Source organism: Rhizobium sp. Root1204 (assembly GCF_001424965.1).
GTDB lineage: Bacteria > Pseudomonadota > Alphaproteobacteria > Rhizobiales > Rhizobiaceae > Pararhizobium.
In genome coordinates this window covers 1-18,145 of record NZ_LMCZ01000011.1, presented here as the reverse complement: position 1 = coordinate 18,145, position 18,145 = coordinate 1, and the positions used below count along the sequence as shown (strand labels likewise).

17 protein-coding genes and 1 pseudogene are annotated in these 18,145 nt (G+C 60.1%); 7 read left to right on the top strand and 11 right to left on the bottom strand.

What is annotated here, in order from left to right; all coding sequences use genetic code 11:
- Positions 1-39: 39 nt before the first annotated feature.
- Entirely contained in the window at positions 40-2,094 is a 2,055-nt protein-coding gene (locus tag ASC96_RS12810) for a bifunctional aldolase/short-chain dehydrogenase (RefSeq protein WP_060503441.1), read from the top strand.
- 19 nt (positions 2,095-2,113) lie between these two features.
- On the opposite strand, the gene ASC96_RS12805 is transcribed toward ASC96_RS12810, so the two are convergent.
- The 5 genes from ASC96_RS12805 to ASC96_RS12785 form a co-directional block, all read right to left on the bottom strand.
- Positions 2,114-2,533: a type II toxin-antitoxin system VapC family toxin gene (locus ASC96_RS12805; RefSeq protein ID WP_060503440.1), complete on the bottom strand. Its 420-nt coding sequence runs from the start codon at positions 2,531-2,533 to the stop codon at positions 2,114-2,116.
- Positions 2,533-2,784: a type II toxin-antitoxin system VapB family antitoxin gene (locus ASC96_RS12800; protein WP_347360141.1), complete on the bottom strand. Its 252-nt coding sequence runs from the start codon at positions 2,782-2,784 to the stop codon at positions 2,533-2,535. The genes ASC96_RS12805 and ASC96_RS12800 overlap by 1 nt, the downstream gene beginning before the upstream one ends.
- A 120-nt stretch (positions 2,785-2,904) precedes the next feature.
- Complete coding sequence (locus ASC96_RS12795; protein ID WP_060503439.1) at positions 2,905-3,957, bottom strand: substrate-binding domain-containing protein; 1,053 nt, start codon at positions 3,955-3,957, stop codon at positions 2,905-2,907.
- 61 nt (positions 3,958-4,018) lie between these two features.
- On the bottom strand, positions 4,019-5,077 hold the full coding sequence (locus ASC96_RS12790) for an ABC transporter permease (protein ID WP_112834658.1): 1,059 nt from the start codon (positions 5,075-5,077) through the stop codon (positions 4,019-4,021).
- Between the two features lie 2 nt (positions 5,078-5,079).
- Complete coding sequence (locus ASC96_RS12785; RefSeq protein ID WP_060503438.1) at positions 5,080-6,588, bottom strand: sugar ABC transporter ATP-binding protein; 1,509 nt, start codon at positions 6,586-6,588, stop codon at positions 5,080-5,082.
- 196 nt (positions 6,589-6,784) lie between these two features.
- Between ASC96_RS12785 and mtnK the strand changes: the two genes are divergently transcribed.
- Genes mtnK through ASC96_RS12760 form a run of 5 tightly spaced genes read left to right on the top strand, consistent with a single transcriptional unit; the run spans position 6,785 to position 12,211 of the window.
- Positions 6,785-8,053, top strand: coding sequence for an S-methyl-5-thioribose kinase (mtnK, locus tag ASC96_RS12780; RefSeq protein WP_060503437.1), 1,269 nt, complete (start codon positions 6,785-6,787; stop codon positions 8,051-8,053).
- Complete coding sequence (gene mtnA, locus ASC96_RS12775) at positions 8,050-9,144, top strand: S-methyl-5-thioribose-1-phosphate isomerase (protein WP_060503436.1); 1,095 nt, start codon at positions 8,050-8,052, stop codon at positions 9,142-9,144. Before mtnK ends, mtnA begins: the two co-directional genes overlap by 4 nt.
- A gap of 3 nt (positions 9,145-9,147) precedes the next feature.
- Entirely contained in the window at positions 9,148-10,083 is a 936-nt protein-coding gene (locus ASC96_RS12770; protein ID WP_060503435.1) for a 1-deoxy-D-xylulose-5-phosphate synthase N-terminal domain-containing protein, read from the top strand.
- A 2-nt stretch (positions 10,084-10,085) separates the two neighbouring features.
- Positions 10,086-11,087, top strand: a complete 1,002-nt coding sequence (locus tag ASC96_RS12765; protein ID WP_060503434.1) for a transketolase C-terminal domain-containing protein — start codon at positions 10,086-10,088, stop codon at positions 11,085-11,087.
- Positions 11,087-12,211 carry a RuBisCO large subunit C-terminal-like domain-containing protein gene (locus tag ASC96_RS12760; RefSeq protein ID WP_060503433.1) on the top strand — a complete coding sequence of 375 codons (1,125 nt, stop codon included), beginning with the start codon at positions 11,087-11,089 and terminating at the stop codon, positions 12,209-12,211. Before ASC96_RS12765 ends, ASC96_RS12760 begins: the two co-directional genes overlap by 1 nt.
- A 74-nt stretch (positions 12,212-12,285) precedes the next feature.
- Here the strand turns inward: ASC96_RS12760 and ASC96_RS12755 are convergent, their stop codons facing one another.
- From ASC96_RS12755 to ASC96_RS34370, 6 genes and pseudogenes are all read right to left on the bottom strand, one after another.
- The gene (locus tag ASC96_RS12755) at positions 12,286-13,341 is read right to left on the bottom strand and encodes an ornithine cyclodeaminase (RefSeq protein WP_060503432.1); all 1,056 of its coding nucleotides are present in this window, start codon (positions 13,339-13,341) and stop codon (positions 12,286-12,288) included.
- Positions 13,342-13,493: 152 nt separating this feature from the next.
- Positions 13,494-14,882: an aspartate aminotransferase family protein gene (locus ASC96_RS12750; protein WP_060503490.1), complete on the bottom strand. Its 1,389-nt coding sequence runs from the start codon at positions 14,880-14,882 to the stop codon at positions 13,494-13,496.
- A gap of 39 nt (positions 14,883-14,921) precedes the next feature.
- Entirely contained in the window at positions 14,922-15,080 is a 159-nt protein-coding gene (locus ASC96_RS12745; protein WP_156393911.1) for a hypothetical protein, read from the bottom strand.
- 62 nt (positions 15,081-15,142) lie between these two features.
- Positions 15,143-16,447 (bottom strand): FAD-binding oxidoreductase, encoded by a 1,305-nt coding sequence (locus ASC96_RS12740; protein WP_210171865.1) that lies wholly within the window; start codon positions 16,445-16,447, stop codon positions 15,143-15,145.
- A gap of 7 nt (positions 16,448-16,454) precedes the next feature.
- On the bottom strand, positions 16,455-16,604 hold the full coding sequence (locus ASC96_RS34375; RefSeq protein WP_348270801.1) for a hypothetical protein: 150 nt from the start codon (positions 16,602-16,604) through the stop codon (positions 16,455-16,457).
- Positions 16,605-16,637: 33 nt separating this feature from the next.
- Positions 16,638-16,871 (bottom strand): annotated as a pseudogene (locus ASC96_RS34370) (glutamine synthetase); the annotation flags it as partial.
- A 357-nt stretch (positions 16,872-17,228) separates the two neighbouring features.
- On the opposite strand from ASC96_RS34370, the gene ASC96_RS12730 reads away from it, so the two are divergent.
- Positions 17,229-17,933 (top strand): GntR family transcriptional regulator, encoded by a 705-nt coding sequence (locus ASC96_RS12730; RefSeq protein ID WP_060503428.1) that lies wholly within the window; start codon positions 17,229-17,231, stop codon positions 17,931-17,933.
- The last annotated feature ends 212 nt before the right edge of the window (positions 17,934-18,145 follow it).

Genomic DNA, 18,145 nt, shown 5'->3' with positions numbered 1-18,145 from the left:
GGACCGGGCCTGAAAACCTGCCCAAGGGAGGAGCAAGCAATGAAAAATCTCTGGAGCGACACTGACGCCGAAGCCATGGTCGCAACCTATGCCGCAAAGGGCATCAACCGCGATCTGGCGCTGCGCACCTATACGACGCGGCTGCTCGGCGGCGATCCGCGGCTGGTTCTGCATGGCGGTGGCAATACCTCGGTGAAGACCACAGTCAGCGATCTGATTGGTGACGAATGGGATGTTCTCTGCGTCAAGGGCAGCGGCTGGGACATGGGCGTCATCGAACCGGCGGGCCTTCCCGCCGTCAAGATCGCGCCTCTCTTGAAGGCACGTAAGCTGAACAGGCTTTCCGACGAGGACATGGTCACGCTACAGCGCGCCAACCTGATCGATCCCGCCTCGCCAAACCCCTCCGTCGAGGCCTTGCTGCACGCCTTCATTCCGCACAAGTTTGTCGATCATACCCACTCGACCGGCGTTCTGGCGATTGCCGACCTTGAGGGCAGCATGGAGATCAGCGCCAAGGTGTTCGGGCCGAAGATGGGGCTGGTGCCCTATGTGATGCCCGGCTTCGACCTCGCCAAGCTGGCCGCCGAAGTCTTCGACAGGGATCCGACCGTGGATGGCCTGATTCTCGATAAACACGGCATCTTCACCTTTGGCGCCACCGCCAAGGAAGCCTATGACCGGATGATCCACTATGTGACGCTGGCCGAAGACCATGTGGCGAAGAACGGCAAGAACCCGTTCACTCCGGCCGCCCTGCCCGCAAATCTCGCCAAGCCCAATGAAATTGCTGCCATGCTGCGCGGTGCCGTCGCCGTTTCGAAGGGTGAAGGCCGGTATGACCGGATGATCGGCGAGTTCCGCACCTCGCCGGCGATTCTCGACTTCGTCAATGCAGCTGAGGTCGAGGACATGGCCTCGCGTGGCGTTTCGACACCGGATCTGTCCATCCGCATCAAGACCGGACCGATGGTGCTGCCGGCGCCGGATGCAAGCAATCTGGATGGATACAAGGTGGCGATTGCCGACCGCGTCGCGCAGTTCGTGGAAAACTATACTGCATATTTCGAGGCGAACGACGGCCGCGACGACGTCAAACGCGTCATGCTGGACCCAATGCCACGCCTGACGCTGTTACCGGGATTGGGCATGTTCGGCCATGGCCGGACCCTGAAGGATGCCAAGATCGCCGCCGATGTCGGGGAAATGTGGATTGAAGCCGCCCGCGACGCCGAATCCATCGGACGCTTTCAGCCGGTCAGCAAGCCCGATCTGTTCGATCTCGAATATTGGTCGCTGGAGCAGGCAAAGCTTGCGGGCGCCAAGGCCAAACCGTTCACCGGCCAGGTTGCCATCGTCACCGGCGGCGCTGGCGCGATCGGGGCTGCCACCGCAAAGGCTTTTGCCCGTGAAGGCGCTCATGTCGTGGTACTGGATCTCGACGGGACCAAGGCGGCCGAGATCGCAAAGTCGATTGGTAACCAGTCGATCGGCCTTGCCTGCGACGTCACCGATACGGCATCCGTGCGCGCTGCGTTCGACGCTGCTGTCAGCACCTATGGCGGTGTCGATATCGTCGTCTCCAATGCGGGCGCCGCGTGGGAGAGTCCGATTGCCACCATGGACGACGCCTTGATGCGCAAAAGCTTCGAGCTCAATTTCTTCTCGCACCAGAGCGTCGCGCAGAATGCGGTCCGGATCATGAAGGAGCAGTCGACTGGTGGGGTTCTGCTGTTCAATGCCAGCAAGCAGGCGGTCAATCCCGGCGCCAATTTTGGTGCCTACGGCCTGCCCAAGGCCGCGGCGCTGTTCCTGTCGCGCCAATATGCTCTGGAGCATGGCAAGGACGGCATCCGCTCGAACGCCGTCAACGCTGACCGTATCCGCTCCGGCCTGCTCAACGAGGAGATGATCGCCAATCGCTCGGCGGCCCGCGGCCTGTCGGTCAAGGATTATATGGGCGGCAACCTGCTTGGCCTCGAAGTCACGGCCGACGATGTCGCTCAGGCTTTCGTGCACCAGGCTTTGGCCGAGCGCACCACCGCCGATGTCACCACTGTCGATGGCGGGAACATCGCTGCGGCGATGCGGTAGGTCATGATAGCGACCTCGTTCAGGCGAGGTCGGTCAACGCGAAATCATCGCCCTTGTATGCAAGGGCGATGTTCAGTGCCTTCGTACAGGCGTAGCTGAAGCAGTCTCCGAAATTGAGATCTGCCGGGTGTCCAACCGCCTTGCCGTAGATCATGGCTGTATCGATGGCTACCGAGCCGATTTCCGGCGTCACCGCAATCTCCGTTGATCCGATTGCCGACAGGAATTCCGTGACGGCGGCATTGGCCGTGGCAACGGCCTCCTTGCTTTTCGGCTTGTCTGGCTGCTGGAACTTCCTGGCGAGGCCAAGCACCGCTTCGAAACGGACGACCGGCGAAATCACGAATGCTCCATCGGCGATTTCCAGCCGCTTGACGATCTCTTGCCAGCCGGGTTCGCGGGCAATGATCGCCACGATGACGGACGCATCGAGGAACATCAGAGATTATCCCACATCTCGTCAGTGAATGTTTTCATATCGAAATTCGGATCGCCTGCGCCCATCGCCCCGGCGATGGCTTGGGCCTTGGCAATTCGCTCCCGCAGCGGGCGTTGCTGCTGCACGCGATCAAGCTCATGCTGTAAAGCCTGACGCACGGCGTCTGTCTTGCTCGGCGCTTTGAGAGCCTTCTGCAATTGTGCTGCCAGGGCATTGACGGTGTCATCGCGAATAAAAAGAGCCAAGCGCATATCCTCTTCAGATATACATATATCAAAAATGTATATCGCATGCAATTGGCAGGCCGAACACTCTTCACCGAACAAAAAAGGGCGACCCGAGGGCCGCCCTGAAGTTCGCCAAGCGGTCTCTTACTTGGCGTTGGGATTGGGCATCCATGCGGGCATGGCAACGTCGGCATGGGCAAACTGCGGCAGCTTGGCGCCGAGTTCTTCCATGTTCTTGATGTCGTTGTCGTTGAGGTCCTTCTGAGTGATCAGCGTCGGTGGTACGATGACACTGCGGCCCGGATCTTCGCCGGCCAGCATCATCGCCAGCGTGCGCACGGAGACCTGGCCGACAACAGCCGGATTGGTGGCGGCGGTTGCTGCCCAGGCGCTGTCCGGTTCGCGCATCGCGGCGATATCGGAGGTCGAGATGTCGGCTGAGTAGATCTTGACGCTCGACGACATGCCGGCTTCGTCGACGGCAATCTTCACACCCTTGGCGAATTCGTCGTAAGGCGCGAACATGACGGTGATGTCCGGATTGGCGGAAATGACCGAACGCGCCTGGTTGGCGACCGAGTTGGCAATCGGGTTATCCATTGTGCCGAACATGGCGGCTTCATTGATGCCCGAATACTTCTTCTTGAATTCCTTCCAGGTCTCGTCACGGCGGTCGAGCGGCGCAATACCGGCGACGTAGACATAGCCGGCCTTCCAGCTCTCACCATTGTCCTTGACGGCCTGCTCCAGTGCCAGACGGGCGAGGTCGCGGTCGGACTGCTCGACCTGCGGGATCTTCTCGTTCTCGACATTGACGTCGAAGGCGACGACCTTGATACCGGCGTCCACGGCACGCTGGGCTGCTTCCTTCATGGATTCCGTCAGGCCGTGCTGGATGATGATACCCTGAACGCCAAGCGCGATCGCCTGATCGACCATGTCGGCCTGCAGAGCCGCATCCTGGCGGCTGTCGAGCACGCGCAGGTCGACGCCGAGCGCCTTGGCCTGTGATTCAACGCCAGCCAGATAGGACTGGAAGAAGTCACCCGTCGACAGATAACGCACGAGGGCGATCTTGACGTCACCGGGCTTGTCGAATGGCGCGGGCATATCGGCCGCAAATGACACGCCTCCCAGCGCCGTTGCGGCCATTATCCCAAGCGTCAGTTTTGAAAAAGTTCTCCGTGTAAAAGTCATAAGGGTCTCCTCCACAATAGACTTGTTGTTTGATTTGCAGTCCCGCACGGAGCTTTGCTCCTCAGCGTTTGCCCCTCCTCGAGAGCGCAAAGGTGAACACCAGGGCAATGACGAGCACGAAGCCCTTGACGAAGTCCTGGGTGTAATAGGGTGCGTTCATCATCGTCAGGCCCTGCAAGAGCACGCCGACGAACAGCGCACCGATGGCGGTGCCGAACGCATTCGGCTTGGCAGCGCCAAGGACGGCAAAGCCGATCAGGGCAGCGGCGACGGAATCCAGCAGAAGATTGTTGCCCGATGCGATGTCCCCACGACCGAGACGTGCGGCCAAAAGAATGCCGCCGATCGAGGCAAAGACGCCGGAAATGATGTAGGCCCAGATCTTGTAGGCATTGACCGGTGCGCCCGCGAGGCCAGCGGCTCGCTCATTGGAGCCAACCGCATACATCATCCGGCCGAAGCGGGTATATTCCAGGAAGAACCAGATGAGGATGGCGAGAACGATCAGCACCACGACCGACACCGGCACCAGATTGGGCAGGATGAAATCGAAACGGTGACGGCCAAGCGCCAGGAAGGCGGGGCTGAAGGTGCCAGTGGCCGTCGATCCGTCCGGCATGCTCATGCCGGTGGCGATCGAGCGGCCTTCTGTCGGAATACGCTGCAGGCCGACCAGCAGGAACATCATGCCGAGCGTCGCCAGAAGGTCCGGCACGCGCATGTAGACGATCAGGAAACCGTTGATCAGACCGACGAGGACGCCGATGGCAAGGCAGACAAGCGTTGCGGTCAACGCGTCGCCCCCCATTACCACCATGACGTAGGACGACGCCATCATCGCAGTGGTGGCGACCGATCCGATCGACAGATCAAAGCCGCCGACCACCAGTGTGGCGGTCACGCCGAGCGCCAGGATGCCGGTGATCGATACCGACTGGAAGATGAAGACCGCGCTCTGCGGCGAGGCAAAGCCGCTGGTCATGATGCAGAAATAGAGGATCATGCCGAAGAGCAGCGTGATGAAGCCATATTTGATGGCGATTTCGCGCGGCGTCAGCGTTGCCGCCACTGGTGCGGCCTTGTGGGTGGATGGACTGGCGGTCGTCTGTTCAATGCTCATGTCTAAAGTACCATTTCATGTTGGCCGGCAATTTCGGCCAGAAGTCTATCGACGTTGACGTCGGCGTTGCGGTGCTCGCCGACCAGCGTATGCTCCGACATCACCAGAATACGGTCGGCGATCTCGAAGGCTTCATCAAGCTCGGTCAGGAAAACGATGGTGGCGCGGCCTGAAGCCGAAGCCCTCAGCTTGGCGGCGATGTCCCGGCGCGCGGAAATATCGACGCCCTGGAATGGCTCGTCGAGAATGAGCAGGCGTGACGCCTGGCTGAGCCACCGGCCGACCATGACCTTCTGCTGGTTGCCGCCTGACAACGTGTTCATCTCGTCGCGTTCGGTGCGGCAGACGATGCCGAGCGCTGAAATCTGCTGCCGTGCCTGCGTGCGTTCGGCTCGGCGATTGGAAATGCCGAAATTCGAAATCCGCTTCAGAAACGGCAGGCTGACATTTTCATAGATGTTGAAATCTGGAACGATGCCGCTGTCACCGCGATCCTTGGCGACGAGGAAGACACCCTGATCGATTGCTGCCCGCGTTGACTTTGGCGCATAGGCGCTGCCATCAAGCGTCATCGAGCCCGAGACCGGTACGCGGGCACCGAACAGGGTTTCGGCCAAGGCGGTTTTGCCGACACCGACAAGCCCGGTGACCGCCACCACTTCGCCATCGCCCAGCGTCATCGAGAACGGTTTTGCGCCTCGCGCGATCGTCAGCTTCTCTGCCTTGAAAACGGGAGCTGTGCCATCGCGCACGACGATGTTGCTCAGGTTGATTTTCTGCCCGAGCATGGCGTTGACCGCGCCTTCGTAATCGAGATTGTCGCCCTCAAACAGCCCGGCAATGCGGCCATCCCGCAAGGAGACGATGCTGTCGGCGAGCCGGCGGATGTCGGACATGCGGTGTGAAATATAAAGGATGGCAACGCCACGGGCGCGCAAGCGGTCGACAAGTTCGAACAGCCGGTCAGCTTCTGCACTCGACAGCGACGAGGTCGGCTCATCGAGAATGAGTACCTTGGGTTCGTGCGCCATGGCACGGGCGATCGACACCATCTGGCGGTCGGCCAGTGAAAGATCGGCGACCGTGGCGTTGAGATCGATGGCTAGCCCCATGCGGTCGGCGACGGCCTGCGCCTCGCGGCGAACGCGGCGGGGATTGAAAATGAGGTGGGCGCCACGGCCGTTCAATCGGTCGAGCGTCAGGTTGGTAGCGACATCCAGATCGGCGACGACACCATCATTGATGTTCTGGTGCACGGTGACGACACCGGACCGGATGGCTTCTGCGGGCGTTGCCGGCGCATAAGGCTGACCGGCGAGCGTGATTGTTCCGGCGTCGCGTTCATAGACGCCGCTGACGATCCTCACCAGTGTCGATTTTCCTGCTCCGTTGGCGCCCATCAGCACCGTGACGGCCCCGGTACGCAAATTCAGATCGACCCCACCCAGCACCTGGATTGGACCGAACGATTTGCGCAGACCCTCAATACGGAAAACGTGTTCCTGTATCATCTGCTCCTCCCTGATCAACAGGTTAGGCTGCCATCTAATCAAATGTCAAGCCCATTGACATTTGACAGAATGGTGGCTTACCAAAAGAGAAAGGACGGCGTGACTGCGTGTGGAGACGCATGACGCCGGGAGCGGAACGAGGAGAGTGCCAGGTGTTTTTCTGCCCGGCGCGCCGCTCCGATGGAGAGGAGGAATCATGAGTACGAACAATTTCGAAGCGCTGACGCCCGAGACCTTGCCGCAGCGGCTGGGCAGCAACGCGGCCCTGGCCGGCAGGATCGGTACAGAGAGTACGCGCTGGAAAGTGCGTGAAGTCGGCGACGGCAATCTCAATCTCGTTTTCATCGTCGACGGCGACGCCGGCAGCGTTATCGTCAAGCAGGCGCTGCCTTATGTGCGCCTTGTCGGCGAGAGCTGGCCGCTGCCACTGAAGCGCTCTTATTTCGAATATCATGCGCTGAAGCGCGAGGCGGAACGCGATCCCGGCATGGTGCCGGAGGTTCTTTATTTCGACCGCGAACAGGCGATCATCGTCATGGAGTTCCTGACGCCGCATGTGATCCTGCGCCGGGCTCTAATCGACGGGCGACAACTGCCGAAGATTTCCCGGGACCTTGGCCTGTTTCTGGCCCGCACGCTGTTCCGCGGCTCCGATCTGTCGATGGAAGCACGCAAGCGCAAGGAAGACCTGGCGCTGTTTGCCGATAATATCGAGCTTTGCGATATCACCGAAAACCTGGTCTTTTCCGACCCGTATTTCGACGCCAAGCTCAATCATTTCACCACGCCCCAGCTTGATGGGATCGTTGCTCAACTCCGCGCTGACCGCGACCTCAAGGTCGAAGCGCAGCGGCTGAAACATCTCTTTACGGCCAATGCCGAAACACTCCTGCACGGTGATCTTCATACCGGCTCGGTCATGGTGATCGAGACTGAAACGAAAGTCATCGATCCGGAATTTGCTTTCTATGGACCGATGGCTCTCGATGTCGGCATGCTGCTGTCGAATTTCTGGATGAGCTACTTTTCGCAGTCCGGTCACGAACACGACGGTAGCCGCGAAGACATGCGGAGCTACCTTCTTGGTGTGATCGTCGAGATCTGGGAGACCTTCCGCACCGAGTTTTCGCATCTCTGGCGCACCGAGCGTACGGGCATCCTTTATCAACGCACATTGTTCGAAGACCAGGGCGATCACCTGGGATCGGAACAGGCGCTGAATGAGGTGCTGCAGACATTGTGGACCGACATGCTCGGCTTTGCCGGAATCGAGATGCACCGCCGCATTCTCGGCCTTGCCCATAATGCCGATTTTGAAACCATCGAAGACCCGGATGTCCGGGCACGCTGCGAAACCAAGGCGCTCAAGCTCGGGCGCCATCTAGCCGTCAATCGGCGCCGCATCCACAGCATTGCCGAGATCAATGCGCTTGCGGAACGCCTCGAGAAGGAGACAGTCATTTGAACGTCGGAGATCGCCATTACCATACCATCTGGCTCAACGAGGATGGCCGGTCGGTCGACATCATCGACCAGCGCTGGCTGCCGCACGAATTCCGGGTCGTCACGCTCAAGACCGTCGATGATGTCGCCGTTGCCATCCGCGACATGTGGGTGCGTGGCGCACCGCTGATCGGGGTCACTGCCGCCTATGGTGTCGCCATCGCCATGCAGGACGACGGCAGCGATGTAGCGCTGGATGCTGTTTGGGACGTGCTACACGAGACACGGCCGACCGCGATCAACCTGCGCTGGGCGCTGGACGAGATGCGCAACGGACTTCGGAAAGTACCGGTTCCGGAACGTGCTGCTGCAGCCTATCGCCGTGCAGCCGAAATTGCCGAGGAAGATGTACAGCTGAACCGCAGCATCGGCGCTAATGGACTGAAGGTCATCCGCGAAATCGCGGCGCGCAAGAAGCCGGGCGAACCCGTCAACATTCTCACCCATTGCAACGCCGGTTGGCTGGCAACCGTCGATTATGGCACGGCCACCGCGCCAATCTATATGGCAACGGAAGAAGGCATTCCGGTCCATGTTTACGTGGATGAGACGCGCCCGCGCAACCAGGGCGCACAGCTGACCGCCTGGGAGCTGAACGGCCATGGCGTCCCGCATACGCTGATCGTCGACAATGCCGGCGGCCACCTGATGCAGCATGGCCAGATCGACATGGTGATCGTCGGCACCGACCGCACCACAGCCGATGGCGATGTCTGCAACAAGATCGGCACCTATTTGAAAGCACTTGCCGCCAAGGATAACGGCGTTCCCTTCTATGTCGCCCTGCCCTCTCCCACGATCGACTGGACCGTGCATGATGGCGTCAGGGAAATCCCGATCGAGGAGCGCAACAGCGAGGAAGTAACCTTCGTTCAGGGCCGCGCCGTCGATGGCTCCATTGCCACGGTGCGCATCTCGCCGGAGGGCAGCCCTGCCGCCAATCCGGCCTTCGACGTTACCCCGGCCCGGTTGATCACCGGCCTGATTACCGAGCGCGGCATTGCCGATGCCTCGCCTCAAGGGTTGAAAGCCCTGTTTCCGGAACGGAGCTGAGCCATGAACCTCTCCAACCAGCAGTCCACCGAAGATGTCGCCGCCGGTATTCGCAAGCGTGTCTTTCTTCACACGATGCGCAACAATGGCGGCTATCTCAGCCAGGCCTGTTCGGCTGCCGAAAGCCTTGCCTTTCTCTACAACGAGGCCCTGACACTCGGCGAACCGACATTGCCGAAGGTGCCGCTGCCGTTTGGCGGCGTGCCGTCTGCCACCAACCCGGACGCATTTACCGGCGCCGGCTATCACGGCCCGTTTGCGCCGGAATTCGACCGGCTGATCATCTCGCCAGCCCATTATGCGCTGGTGATCTATTCGGCGCTAATTCAGGTCGGCCGCATGGACGAACATGCACTCGACCATTTCAATGTCGATGGCGGGTCGGTCGAAATGATTGGTGCCGAACACAGTCCCGGCATGGAAGTGACCACCGGCTCGCTGGCGCAGGGGCTATCGATGGCCGCTGGTATCGCCTGGGCGCGCAAGCGCAAGGGCGAGCCCGGCAAGGTCTGGGTCTATATGTCGGACGGTGAGTTCCAGGAAGGACAGACCTGGGAATGCCTAGCGGCAATGGCCTATCACGGCATCGACAACGTCCGCGTTATCGTCGACGTCAATCGCCAGCAATGCGACGGCGCAATGTCGTCGGTTCTTGATCTTGGCGATCTTGCTGCCCGAGTTGCTTCCTTCGGCGTCACCTGCCGCTCGATCGACGGGCATGATCTGGGGGCCATGCGCGCTGCCGCCGATAGTGCCGAGCCGGGCAAGCCGTTGATCATCCTTGCCAACACGTCACCCTACCAGGGCATGGAATTCCTGAAGAAGCGCTTCCCGCGCCTGCACTACGTCCGTTTCAAATCGGCGGATGAACGCCGGGAAATGCAGACCGCCATTGCCGCCGAACTTGGTGTCGATGAAGCCGAAATTGCGAGGGCCTGATCATGGTCGAAATCGTCAACCGTCCCTATGCCAAGGCTTTCGAAACCTTCGCGACCGCACGTCCGGATATTCTCTGCCTGTCGGCAGACCTCACCTCGTCCTGCGAGGTCGATGGCTTCCGCGACCGGCACCCGGACCAGTTCCTGTCGCTGGGCATGGCCGAACAGAACATGCTGTCCTTTGCCGGCGGCCTCGCCATGCAGGGTTTCAGACCGTTCCTGCATACGTTTTCGGTCTTTCTCTACCGCCGCCCCTATGACCAACTGATCAACTCGATCGCCTACTCCAATCGCCAGGTTCGATTGATGGGTTTCCTGCCGGGTATCACCACGCCGGGCGGCATCACCCATCAGGCGATCGAGGACATCTCGGTGATGCGCGCCATCCCCAACATGACGATCCTCGAATGCGGTGACGCCACCGAAGTCGAAACCGTGCTTGAAGTTGCCGACAGCATCGATGGCCCGGTCTATGCCCGCGTGCTGCGCGGCGAAGTGCCACGATTGTTTTCGACACCGTTCGAATTCAACAAGCTGCGCACGCTCAGCGAAGGCGATGATGTGCTGGTCGTGACATCAGGTGTTTGCACCGAAGAGGCACTGCGTGCCGCCGAGCCGCTGAAGGCGCGCGGTATCGGCGTCCATCATCTGCACGTTTCGACGCTAAAGCCCTTCGACCGCGAAGGCCTGATCAAGGCAGCACGTGGCAAGAAGGGCGTGGTCACGCTGGAGAACCACACCATCAATGGCGGCCTCGGTTCGCTGGTCGCGGAAATCCTCGCGGAAGAAGGCCTCGGCATCAAACTGCGGCGCCTCGGCCTGCAGGATACCTTCGCCCATGGCGCTTCCAAACCATACCTGATGAAGAAATACGGGCTCGATGCGAGTGCGCTGGTCTCGGCAATCGGCCAACTTCTCGGCAAGGATCTCGACATCGGCGACGCCGAGCTGGAGGCGGTTCGCATCGATACGGTGCATTCGGCCCAGAAGGCGGAGGCCCTGTAATGGATCGCTTTTTCGTTACCTACTGGATCGGCGTCGGGACAGAGGCGGAAGCCCGCGCCCGTGCTCTGGAGATTGCCGTCGAGCAGACGGTCGAAATTCCGCGCGATATCGTACCGGCCGGTTACATCGAGGACGAGATTCTCGGGCAGATCGAAAGCGTCCTGCCCTGCACCGATACACGTGGCGGGTTCCTCACGGAAATCTCCTATAGCGAAGATGATATCGGTGACGATTTTCCGCAACTGCTGAACATCGTCTTTGGCAATTCCTCGATCCGGACACAGACCCGGGTCGAGACGATGACGCTGTCGCCCGCGATCATCAAGCTGGTATCCGGTCCCCGGTTCGGAATACCGGGGCTGCGCGAGCGCACCGGTGTCAAACAGGGGCCGATCCTGATGTCGGCCATCAAGCCGGTCGGCCTCTCCACAGCCGAACTTGCCGGGCTCGCCCGTCAGTTTGCTTTGGGCGGAATGGACTACGTGAAAGACGACCATGGTCTTGCCAACCAGAAGACATCGCCGTTTGCCGAGCGTGTGAAAGCCTGCACCGATGCCATCGGCGACGCCAATGCAAAAACCGGCTTTGCGACCACCTATGTGCCCAACATCACCGGTCCGTCCGACCAGATATTCGAGCGCGCCTTCATGGCCAAGGAGATGGGAGCCGGTGGTGTCATGCTGGCGCCATCCCTGGTCGGCTTCGACGTATCGCGCGCTTTGGCCTCGAACCCTGATTTCGGCCTGCCGATCGTCTCCCATCCGACGTTCGGCGGCACCAATGTCATTACGCCGACCACGGGCTTTTCCCATCGCTTCTTCTACGGCATCCTACAGCGATTGATGGGCGTTGACGCGGTGATCTATCCGAATTTCGGTGGCCGCTTCAGCTTTTCCCGCGAGGAATGCCTGGCGATCGTCGATGGCTGCACCAGCGATCTCGGCGGGCTGAAGCCAATCCTGCCCGCTCCCGGCGGCGGCATGACCTTTGAGCGCGTGCCGGAAATGCGCGATGCCTATGGCGATACCGTGATGTATCTGATCGGTGGCGCTCTGTTGCGTGAAAAGGCCGACCTTCCGGCCGCCTGCCGAAAGCTTATCGACGCCGTTCGCAGCGGTAGATGAGCCTCTTGATTGAGGGGCGCCGGTTGTGGCGCCCCTCATGCCGAACAAACGGGCGTCCGGGCCGGTCGATGCCCCTATTCTTTCTCCGACCGCTGCAGCATGCCGAAAAGGTCGCGTGGATCATCAGGGTCGGCGATCATGTCGAGGTCCTGGTAAAATCCCGTTCCATTCAACTTGCTGCGGATATATCGCAGCGCTGAAAAATCCTCGATTGCAAATCCGACGCTGTCGAACAGCGTGATCTGGGCGGGGTCACGGCGGCCGATGGCCTCACCGTTAACAACCTTCCACATCTCGGTTACCGGATATTCGGGCGGCATCTGCTGTATCTCTCCCTCGATGCGCGTCTGCGGCGTGAATTCCACAAACGTGTCGGCACGGCTGAGAATGTCGTGATGCAGTTCGGTCTTGCCCGGACAATCACCGCCGACGGCGTTGATATGGACCCCAGCACCAACCATGTTGTCTGTCAGAATGGTGGCAAACTGCTTGTCGGCCGTGCAGGTGGTGATGATGCCGGCGCCTTCGATCGCAGCTTGCGACGAGGTGCAGGCGGTCACCTTCAAGCCCGAGTGAGCGAGGTTGCGCACGGCCTTTGACGTTGCCAGCGGGTCGATGTCGTAGAGTTGCACATGGTCGATACCGCACACCGCTTTGAACGCCAGCGCCTGAAACTCCGCCTGTGCGCCGTTGCCGATGATGGCCATGGTGCGTGCGCCCTTCGGCGCAAGATGCCTGGCGACCATTGCCGAGGTGGCGGCCGTGCGAAGCGCCGTCAGCAGCGTCATCTCGGTCAACAGGACGGGATAGCCGGTGGAAACTTCCGCCAGCAGCCCGAAAGCCGTGACTGTCTGTAGACCCTGCGCCATGTTCTTCGGATGGCCGTTGACATATTTGAAGCTGTAGATATCGCCGTCCGAGGTCGGCATCAGTTCGATGACGCCTTCCTTGGAATGCGAGGCAATGCGGGGCGTCTTGTCGAACAAATCCCACCGCCGGAAATCGGCTTCGATCACATCAGCCAATTCCACCATCACGGTCTCGATACCAACAGCATGAACAAGGCGCATCATGTTGGCGACGCTGACAAACGGGACGAGTGCTTTTTTCGATGGGAGGTGCGAGTGCATCGAAATATCCTTTTTTGAGCGCGACTTGCGCTTGGAAACGATTGAGCAAGGTGCGCCGCATTGAGCGGCGTTTGGCCGATGCTGCATACAGATCGAGACGCTGATAACGGCCGCAGCCTCGCCATCGGGTTTGGCAGCGGCCGGTTCAGTTTCTATCGAAGCGGAGCCAGATCGGCTTCGGCAAGGTCAAGAGCCACCAGCAGGCGATTTAAGGCGAGGTCGATTGTTTCGCGGGTCCAGACCAGTGGCGGTGACATGATGAGGGTGTCGCCCGTGGCACGGATCATCAAGCCGTTCCGGACGGCGTGATCCCGGACTTTGATCGCGGCGGATCCGTCCGGTTTGAACCGCGTCCGTTCAGCCTTGTCCCGGACAATTTCGACCGCTCCCATCAGCCCGATCGACCGTGTCTGCCCGACCAGCGGATGAGCGTTCAGCCGTCTGGCCAGTTCCTTGGCAAGATAGGGGCCGGTATCGGTCCGGACCCGCTCGACAAGGCCCTCGTTGTCGATGATTTCCAGGTTCTTCAAGGCGACCGCGCAGCACACGGGGTGGCCGGAATAGGTGTAGCCGTGGTTGAATTCTCCGCCCTTTTCCACCAGCGTATTGGCAATCCGGTCTCCGACCAGGAGCGCCGACAGCGGCTGATAGCCGGAGGTCAGCGCCTTTGCGGTCGTGATCGTGTCGGCCTCGATGCCGAAGGTGGTGGCGGCGAACCATTCGCCGGTGCGGCCGTAACCGGTAATGACCTCATCGAGCATCAAGAGGATATCGTATTTCCTGCAGATCCGCTGGACTTCCGGCCAGTAGCTTGCGGGCGGTATCCGTACGCCCCCTGCCCCCATGATCGGTTCGCCGATAAAGGCTGCAACCTTGTCGGCGCCGGCGGCAAGGATCGCTTCCTCGATGGCGTGCGCCGCCCGCAGGCCAAAATCATCATCGCTCTCTCCCGGCAAAGCCAGCTCGTACGCATAAGGTTCCAGCACATGGACGATGTTGGGCACCATGCCGCCCATCTGCTTGTGCATATGGCTCATGCCGCCGAGCGAGGCGCCGGCGACAGTCGATCCATGATAGGCATTGTTGCGGGAGATGATGATGTTTTTTTCCGGCTTGCCCTCGAGCGCCCAATAATGGCGAACGAGACGAACGGCGGTATCGTTCGATTCCGAACCCGACGAACCGTAGAAGACCTGGTTGATATTCGGCGGTGCAAGTTCGGCAAGTTTGGCGGACAGCTGCACCGGGGCGGGCGTCGCACATTTGAAGAAGGCATTGTAGTAGGGCAGTTCACGCATCTGTGCGGCTGCCACTTCCGCCAGTTCGTCGCGGCCATACCCGATGTTGACGCACCAGAGCCCGGCCATCGCGTCGAGAAGTTCACCGCCTTCGCTATCGTAGATAAAGGCCCCTTCGCCGCGTACGATCATGCGCGATCCTTGGGCTCGCAGTTCCTTGTGGTCGGTGAATGGGTGAAGAAAATGCGCAGCATCCTGCGCCTGCAACTCCGGCAGGGAATATTTGTGGTTCGAAAGGGTCATCATCGTGTCCTTGGTTTTCTGGCGTGTGGTGAAACAAGGTCAGATGGACACGGGTGGGGAATAGCCGATACGGGCACACAGCAGCATCAGTTCGGCATGAAGCGTCCGCGCCGATGGCGTGGAAACAAATTCATGCTCTCTGCGCACTGCATCCTTCGTCATAAGATGGTCTTTCGCGGAAACCGGTTGCTTGTCCATGCCGACGATATCCGCCGGCTGCCGATGCGGCAATACGGTTTTGCCGTCGTCTTCGATTGGCGTCAAAGACCGAGCCTGTCGCGCAGCCCATACCACCAGGCACCGATCATGGTGAACGGCACGCGAAAAGTCTTGCCGCCGAGGAATGGAAGGTTGGGTAGCGAACTCCACACGTCGTACCGCTCGGCGTGACCAGCCACCGCTTCGCCAAGAATCTTGCCGAGCAGATGCGTGGTGGTGACGCCATGTCCGCTGTCGCCATGGGAAAAATAGACCGTGTCGGACAGTCTGCCCATATGCGGAATGCGCGTCAGCGTCAGGGCAAAATTGCCGCTCCAGGCATAATCGATCTTCACTTTGGCCAGTTGCGGAAAGGTCTTCAACATATTCGGCCGGATGACGGCGGTCAGATCCTTCGGATCCTGGCCGCCATAACCGATGCCGCCACCGTATAGCAGCCGGTTGTCTGCGGTGCGGCGATAGTAATCGAGAACGTAATTGGCATCTTCGACGCAGTAGTTGGCTGGCAGCAGGGTTTCGATCAATCCGGCCTCAAGCGGTTCCGTCGCCAGTACCTGGCTTGAAACCGGCATCATCCGGCCGCCGATCTCCGGCAGCAGTTCACCGAGATAAGCGTTGCCGCAGACAAGCACATATTTCGCCCGCACTGACCCCGTGCGGGTGCGCACGACGGGAGATGGTCCTTGATCGACGCCGGTCACGCGCGAACTTTCGAAAATACGCCCGCCGAGGCTTTCGACCGCTGCGGCCTCGCCCAGTACCAGATTGAGCGGATGGATATGTCCGCCAAACCGGTCGATCATGCCACCGGCGTAGCGGCCGCTGCGGACATATTTGCCAACGTCTGCCTTGGATACCATGTCGAGACCGGCATGGCCGCGCGCCTGCCAATGCGCGCGGTGGTCCGCCATCTCGCGCATCTGCTTGTCGGTAAAAGCAGCGAAGAACCCACCATCGACCAGATGACAATCGATCGCGTATTTAGCCACGCGCTCGCGGATGATGTTGCCGCCCTCCAGCGACATAGCAGCCAGTTTCGAGGCCTTTTCCGGCCCATAACGCTTAGCGATCGTCTCCAGGTCGCGGCTATAACCATTGACGATCTGGCCGCCATTGCGCCCGGAAGCACCGTAACCGATCCGTTCGCCTTCGAGCACCACGACGGAAAAGCCGCGCTCGGCCAGTTCCAGCGCCGCCGAAATACCGGTAAAGCCTGCGCCGATGACACAGACATCCGCCGAGGTCTCGCCTTGCAGGATGGGCCGCAGCCGCCGGTCGTTTGCCGAGGCCGCGTACCAGGACGGCGCATGACCGGGATTGGCGTTTTTGGAAGCGATATCAGCGATATTCATGTCAGACCGTCCTGATGTAGGCGTCGTACTCGACGTCCGTCACTCTGAGGGAAAACTCCGAAAGCTCCTGCCGCTTGCAGGCCGTATAAAGCGACCGGTATTTCGGCCCGAGCGTCGCATAGGCAAAACCCGACCGTGCGAAACTTTGCAGGGCATAGTCCCAGTTGGTCGGTAGCGGTTGGTGGTTGGGATCGCCGGTTCCCTCCGCCAGGCCGGCATCGGTGACATCGCGTCCCCAGATGTCGAGCGCATAGACGGAGCGCGGAATGGCCATGCCTTTCATCAGCACATCCAGCGCCCGGTCGCGCGGAATCCACTTGCCGCGTGGCACGCCGTTGACGTCGATCACGAAGGCTTCCAGCACCTCGATGTCAGGGTTGCGATTTATGAAATCAGAGGCTTCATTCTCATCTATCATTGTCCACCAGTTCTGTGCCGTTGGCCAGGCGATTGCGGGTGCCCGGCCAAGGGGTGTGTTGCGATGCCACCTTCGGGCGTCGATCCGGCCGTTCGTTGGAAAGCTGTTTTAACCGAGCCGGGCGTCCCGCGTCTGAACATCAAGAACGTCGCACGCTCATAGTTATTTTGATCATTCTTACCCATTATATGATCAAATTGCAAAGGGATGTTACCTGGCGCGAGCTGACCACCAATCGCATTGGAAACGGTTCGGTCACGGGCGATGGTGGTAGGCGGAAAAATCGCGCCTCGACCGGGTCTCGGATTATCCATATTGATAGTATCAATCAGGGGAGGATCAGGGCTTTTGAAACAGATGGATGTGATCGGGCTGGTTTCGCTCAGCAAGCTGCCAATGGAATCGATGAAGCAATGGGTTTATCGCTGCCTGCGTCAGGCCATCATGACCGGCCGTTTTCCGCCCGGGCTGCCGGTGACCATTCAGGGGATCGCCGAAATGCTGCAGGTCAGCGCCATGCCGGTCCGCGAGGCGCTGCACAGGCTTGTCGCTGACGGTGCGCTGGAGCATCTCGATAACCGCCGTGTCCGGGTGCCGGATATCGATCCGGAAAAATTCGACGAGATCATTGCCGCCCGCATTGCTCTGGAGACCGTTGCCGCCGAGCGCGCCCTGCCCTTCATCGACTACCTGCGGCTGGCGCGTCTGCAGCAACTCGATGACGAGATCGATGTCGCCTACAAGGCTGGCAATATCGAGCAGGGCATCGAAGCCAATTTCGCGTTCCACCGCTGTCTCTACGAAGTCCGCTCGTCTGCCGTTCTTCTGCCGCTGATTGAATCCGTCTGGCTACGGCTTGGCCCCTTCATGCGCGAGGCGACGGAGAACCTCGACGAAAGCTACCGTGTCGACCGCCACGTCCAGGCTTTGGAGGCGATTGCTGCAAAGGATGTGACAGCGTTGAAGACGGCCATCGCCGCCGATATTGAGGACGGCGCCGGATATCTGGGGCACAAGCGGTTTCTGGACGTGGAGTCGCGGTTGCTCGCCACGCGAAAATGAACGTGGCGCCGGGGCTATTTGTCCGGCCCCTAGAGAAAGGGCGCCTTGTGGGGCCCGCCAAGGGTTAAGCACCGGCTAATTCGCCGGCTTTTTGGCCCTTCACAGGCTGTTTATGAAATATCTCATATAAATCAGTTAGTTATAAGAAACTTCATTTTTTTGAAATTGGTGTGTTGACTTCGTTTGGGGGGTGGGACTATAAACCGCTCACC

Coding starts and splice junctions, on each gene's coding strand:
- ASC96_RS12810 (WP_060503441.1), top strand. CDS start 40: ATGAAAAATCTCTGGAGCGACACTGACGCCGAAGCCATGGTCGCAACC.
- ASC96_RS12805 (WP_060503440.1), bottom strand. CDS start 2,533: ATGTTCCTCGATGCGTCCGTCATCGTGGCGATCATTGCCCGCGAACCC.
- ASC96_RS12800 (WP_347360141.1), bottom strand. CDS start 2,784: ATGCGCTTGGCTCTTTTTATTCGCGATGACACCGTCAATGCCCTGGCA.
- ASC96_RS12795 (WP_060503439.1), bottom strand. CDS start 3,957: ATGACTTTTACACGGAGAACTTTTTCAAAACTGACGCTTGGGATAATG.
- ASC96_RS12790 (WP_112834658.1), bottom strand. CDS start 5,077: ATGAGCATTGAACAGACGACCGCCAGTCCATCCACCCACAAGGCCGCA.
- ASC96_RS12785 (WP_060503438.1), bottom strand. CDS start 6,588: ATGATACAGGAACACGTTTTCCGTATTGAGGGTCTGCGCAAATCGTTC.
- mtnK (WP_060503437.1), top strand. CDS start 6,785: ATGAGTACGAACAATTTCGAAGCGCTGACGCCCGAGACCTTGCCGCAG.
- ASC96_RS12770 (WP_060503435.1), top strand. CDS start 9,148: ATGAACCTCTCCAACCAGCAGTCCACCGAAGATGTCGCCGCCGGTATT.
- ASC96_RS12765 (WP_060503434.1), top strand. CDS start 10,086: ATGGTCGAAATCGTCAACCGTCCCTATGCCAAGGCTTTCGAAACCTTC.
- ASC96_RS12760 (WP_060503433.1), top strand. CDS start 11,087: ATGGATCGCTTTTTCGTTACCTACTGGATCGGCGTCGGGACAGAGGCG.
- ASC96_RS12755 (WP_060503432.1), bottom strand. CDS start 13,341: ATGCACTCGCACCTCCCATCGAAAAAAGCACTCGTCCCGTTTGTCAGC.
- ASC96_RS12750 (WP_060503490.1), bottom strand. CDS start 14,882: ATGACCCTTTCGAACCACAAATATTCCCTGCCGGAGTTGCAGGCGCAG.
- ASC96_RS12745 (WP_156393911.1), bottom strand. CDS start 15,080: ATGGACAAGCAACCGGTTTCCGCGAAAGACCATCTTATGACGAAGGAT.
- ASC96_RS12730 (WP_060503428.1), top strand. CDS start 17,229: ATGGATGTGATCGGGCTGGTTTCGCTCAGCAAGCTGCCAATGGAATCG.